The 4,732-nt window shown below is 71.4% G+C and carries 3 protein-coding genes and 2 pseudogenes; all 5 read right to left on the minus strand.

All coding sequences use genetic code 11. The features are described 5' to 3' along the window. Nucleotides 1-923, minus strand: a pseudogene (locus tag FUT87_RS14275) (aliphatic sulfonate ABC transporter substrate-binding protein); the annotation flags it as partial. 25 nt (nt 924-948) lie between these two features. Then, nucleotides 949-2,480: pseudogene (locus FUT87_RS31725) on the minus strand (LLM class flavin-dependent oxidoreductase). Then, nucleotides 2,477-3,286, minus strand: a complete 810-nt coding sequence (locus tag FUT87_RS14285) for a MetQ/NlpA family ABC transporter substrate-binding protein (protein ID WP_147241439.1) — start codon at nt 3,284-3,286, stop codon at nt 2,477-2,479. Before FUT87_RS14285 ends, FUT87_RS31725 begins: the two are co-directional and overlap by 4 nt. 74 nt (nt 3,287-3,360) lie before the next feature. After that, nucleotides 3,361-4,035, minus strand: coding sequence for a methionine ABC transporter permease (locus FUT87_RS14290; protein ID WP_147241440.1), 675 nt, complete (start codon nt 4,033-4,035; stop codon nt 3,361-3,363). After that, on the minus strand, nt 4,028-4,732 hold a 705-nt coding region (locus FUT87_RS14295; RefSeq protein ID WP_147241441.1), incomplete at its 5' end, for a methionine ABC transporter ATP-binding protein. The genes FUT87_RS14290 and FUT87_RS14295, both read right to left, overlap by 8 nt.

Raw genomic sequence — 4,732 nt, forward strand, 5'->3', positions numbered from 1 at the left:
CGCCGCCGCCTGCAGCGCCTTCAGATGCTCGTCCGACGGCTGGGGACGCGAGAAGTCGCTGCGCAGCTTCACCTGCAGCAACGCCACCGGCAGGCTGACCTTGGCCTCCTCCGAAAGGATCTTCGCGGCATCCGACGGATTCGCCAGCGTCCAGGCCCGCGCGCGTTCGTACGCGGCGATCACGCGGCGCACCGTCTGCGGGTGCCGGTTCAGAAAGTCCTCGCGCACGTTGAGGAAGCCATAGGTGTTGAAGCCGACGTTGCGGTACAGCAGCTTCGAGCCGCGTCGAGCTCGCTCGCCGCCATCAGCGGATCCAGCCCGGCCCAGGCGTCGACGCGCCCCTGCTCCAGCGCCGCGCGGCCGTCGGCATGCTGGAGGGCGACATGCTCGATGTCGCCGCGCTTGAGGCCGACGGTGTGCAGCGCGCGCAGCAGGAACAGATAGGGATCGGTGCCCTTGGTCGCCGCGATCCGGCGTCCCTTCAGGTCGGCGAGGGACCGGATGCCGGAGTCGCCGCGCACCACCAGTGCCGTCCATTCCGGCCGCGAAAAGATATAGGGCGTGCGGATCGGATTGCCGTTCGCGCGCGCCAGCAGCGCGGCCAGGCCGGCGGTGGAGCCGACGTCCAGGCTGCCCGCGTTCAGGTACTCCAGCGCGCGGTTGCTGCCGGCGCTCAGCACCCAGCGCACCGCGGTGCCGTCCTTGGCCAGGTCCTCCTCCAGCCAGCCGAAGCGGCGCAGCACCAGGCTGGTGGGCGAGTAGTAGGCGTAGTCGAGCCGCAACTCCTTCGGCGCCGCGGTGCCCTGCGCGCGCGCACCGACGCTGGTGAGCCCGGCGAGGCCGGCGGCCAGGCCCGCGCCCAGCGCCAGGGCGTCGCGCCGTGTCGGCGGCAGCGGTTGATTCGAATCGTTCCTTCGGCTCATGCGGCAGGCTCCGTCAAGGGAATGGTCAGGGAAGTGAGGGACAGATCGATGGCCGCATCGCCGGTGGGGGCGGCGGCATGGCCGGCGGTGTCGTGGCCCGCGGTGTCGTGGCCCGCAGTCGGACGCCCGTCCTGCGGCGCACCGAGCCGGACCTGCCGCCCCGCGTGATTCGCCGGCAGCCGGTCTCCGCGATCGAAGAGCCGGGCTCGCAGCGTCGGCGCCGTCGCGTCGCGCCCGGCCCATGCTCGGGTGGGTAGCGCCCGCGCCGGCGCAGCTCCGGCACCACCAGCTCGACGACATCGCGGAAGGTCTCATGCGCCAGCGCATAGGCCAGGTTGAAGCCGTCGAGGCCGGTGGCCGCCTGCCAGTCGAGCAGTTGATCGGCGACCTGCGCCGGATCGCCGACGAACACCGGTCCCCGCCCGCCCAGCCCGATGAACGCGGCGGCCTCGCCGACGGTCCAGCGCCGCGTCGGGTCCGCGCTGCTGAACGAGGCCAGCGCCGTGCGGCCCGCCTGCGCGTCGAGGTAGTCGATGGTCGCGTCCAGTGGATAGCGGCTGAAGTCCACCCCGGTCCAGCCCGACAGCAGCGCCAGCGCGGCCTCGAGGTCGACATGGCGCTCCAGGTCCTCGAGCTTCGCCTGCGCCGCTTCGGCCGTCGGCGCGGTGATGATCAGCGCCTGTCCGTAGATCAGCACGTCGCCCGGCGCACGGCCGGCGGCCACGACGGCCTCGCGCAGGCCGTCCACGTAACCCTTCACCACCGCCTTGCTGGGGCCGCTGACGAAGATGCACTCCGCATGCCGGCCGGCGAAGGCGCGGCCGCGGCTCGACGTGCCGGCCTGGAACAGCACGGCGTGCGCTGCGGCGACGGCTCGCACAGATGCACGCCGGGCACGCGGTAGTGCGGGCCGCGGTGGTGGATCGCACGGACCTTGGAGGGGTCGGTGTAGACCCGCCCCGACTTGTCGCGCCGCACCGCGTCGTCCGCCCAGCTCAGTTCCCAGAGCTTGTAGACGACGTCGAGGTACTCGTCGGCCAGGTCGTAGCGCTCGTCATGCGCGCGCTGGCCGTCCTGCCCCAGGTTGCGCGCCGCGCTGTCGAGATAGCCGGTGACGATGTTCCAGCCGATGCGCCCCCGGGTCAGGTGGTCCAGCGTCGACATGCGCCGCGCGAAGCTGTACGGCGGCTCGTAGGTGAGCGCGACCGTGACGCCGAAACCGAGCCGCCGCGTCACCGAGGCCATCAGCGGCACCAGCGCCAGCGGATCGTTCAGCGGCACCTGTACCGCATGGCGCAGCGCCGCGTCGGGCGTGCCGCCATGGACGTCGTAGACGCCCAGCACATCGGCCAGGAAGACGCTGTCGAAGCCGCCGCGCTCGAGCAGGCGCGCCAGCTCGAGCCAGTAGTCCGGATCGGTGTAGCGATGGGACTCGTCGCGCGGATGCGTCCACAGGCCCGGGGACTGGTGCCCGACCGTGTTCATCGCAAAGGCGTTGAAGCGCACCGGCTTGGGCGCGCCAGGGTCCGGCGCGGCGCCCTTCGCGTGCGCGCTCATTGCAGGAACGCGGGCCGCGCGTAACCCGGGAACTTCTGCAACAGCACCGTCTTGAACTCCGGTGCGCGGAACGCGTCGTTCAGCGCCTTCGCCCAGGGCTGGCCCTTGTCCTTGCCCTTCACCGCGACGACCAGCATGTAGTGGTCGGGCGTCTTCTCCAGCAGCAGCGCGTCGCTCAGCTTGAGCCCGCTGGAGATCGCGAAGTTGCCGTTGACGATCGCGTACTCCGCGTCGTCCAGCGTGCGCGGGATCTGCGCGGCCTCGATGGGCTGCAGCTTCAGCTGCAGCGGGTTGGAGGCGATGTCCTTCTCGGTCACCCGGATCGGATCGGCGCCCGGCTTCAGCGTCAGCAGCTTCTGCTCGGCCAGCAGCGCCAGGCCGTGCGCCAGGTTGGCCGGGTCGTTGGCCAGCGTGATGCGGTCGCCCGGCTTCACCTCGGCCAGGCTCTTGCGCTTCTTCGAATAGATCCCGAACGGCGCCATCGGCCCCTGCACCACGTCCACGATGTCCAGCCCGCGGTCTTCGCGGAAGCGGTTGAGGTAGGTGATGTGCTGGAAGAAGTTGGCGTCCAGCGCGCCCTGGGCCAGCGCGATGTTGGGCTGCACGTAGTCGTTGAACTCGACCAGCTTGACGGTGTAGCCGCGCTTCTCCAGCAGCGGCTTGATGCCCTGGCGCAGCACCTCGATGTTGGAGCCGGCGGTGGCGCCGATCGTCAGTTCCTTCTTGTCCTGCGCGTGGACGAGGGGCGCGGACAGCGCGGAGGCGCTCAGCGCGAGGGCCAGCAGCGTGCGGCGGGTAACGGTCATCGGGAATCCTTGCAAGTGGACGTGAAGTGAATGGGGATGGGGATGGAAACGGCCGCGCCCAGGTGCCGGCGGGCTCAGCGCTTGTCGAGCCGCCGCGCGACGCGGTGGCCAGTGAACTGGATCAGCTGCACGAGCGCGACGAGGATGGCCACGGTCAGCACCATGACGTCGGTCTGGAAGCGGTAGTAGCCGTAGCGGATCGCGAGGTCGCCGATGCCGCCGCCGCCGACCACGCCGGCCACCGCCGAGTAGGACAGGAAGCTGATCGCCAGCACCGTCAGCGCGCCCACCAGGCCGGCGCGGGCCTCGCGCACCAGCACGCGCAGCACGATCTGGCGCTCCGAGGCGCCCATCGCCTGCGCCGCCTCGATGACGCCGCGCGGCACCTCGCGCAGGCACTGCTCGACCAGGCGCGCGAAGTACGGGATCGCGGCGAAGGACAGCGGCACCGCCGCCGCCAGCGGTCCGATCGCGGTGCCGGCGATGACGCGCGTGATCGGCACCAGCGCGACCAGCAGGATGATGAACGGGAAGCTGCGCACGGTATTCACCAGCGCGTTGACGATCCGGTGCACGAGCGCCGCGCCGCGATGGCCGGACAGCGACTGGCCCGGGCTCAGCAGGAAGAGCAGCACGCCCAGCGGCCCGCCGAGCAGCACCGCCGCGCTCAGGCCGATCGCCAGCATCAGCGCGGTCTGGCCGAGCGCGATCCCGATCTCGGGCAGCAGGCCGACGAGGTTCTCAAGCATGGCGGACCTCCCGGCGTCCGAGGGCGGCGATCACCGCGGAGGTCTCGAGCGCCGACTGGTCCAGCGCGGCCAGCCTCGTCTCGCGCCACTGCAGCCGCACCAGCTCGAGCCCGAGCGGCGATGTCGCGTGGCGCGACGCGTCGGCCACGTCGAACTGCTCGACCAGGCGACCGTCAGCGATCACCGCGGCGCGCTGGCACAGCGCCTGCACCACCTCCAGCTCGTGGGTGACGATCACGATCGTCACGCCCAGCCGCGTGTTGATGTCGCGCAGCGTGGCGAGCAGCTCGCCGGTGGTCGCCGCGTCGAGCGCGGACGTCGGCTCGTCGCACAGCAGCACGTCGGGTCGAGGCGCCAGCGCCCGCGCGATCGCGACCCGCTGCTTCTGTCCGCCGCTCAGCTGCGCCGGGTAGTGGTCGGCCTTGTCGGCCAGTCCCACCAGCGCGAGGCTCTCGGCCACGCGCGCATCGATCTCGCGGCGCGAGTGCCCCGCGTGCAGCCGCAGCGGGAAGGCGACGTTCTCCGCCGCGGTCGCGTTCTGCAGCAGGTTGAAGTGCTGGAAGATCATCCCCAGCCGCTGGCGCTCGCGCCGCAGCTCCGCCGGCTTCAGGGCCGTCAGCTCGCGGCTGCCCAGATGCACCCGTCCGGCGTCGGGACGCTCCAGCAGGTTGATCAGGCGCAGCAGCGTCGACTTGCC

Source organism: Mitsuaria sp. TWR114 (assembly GCF_007997345.1).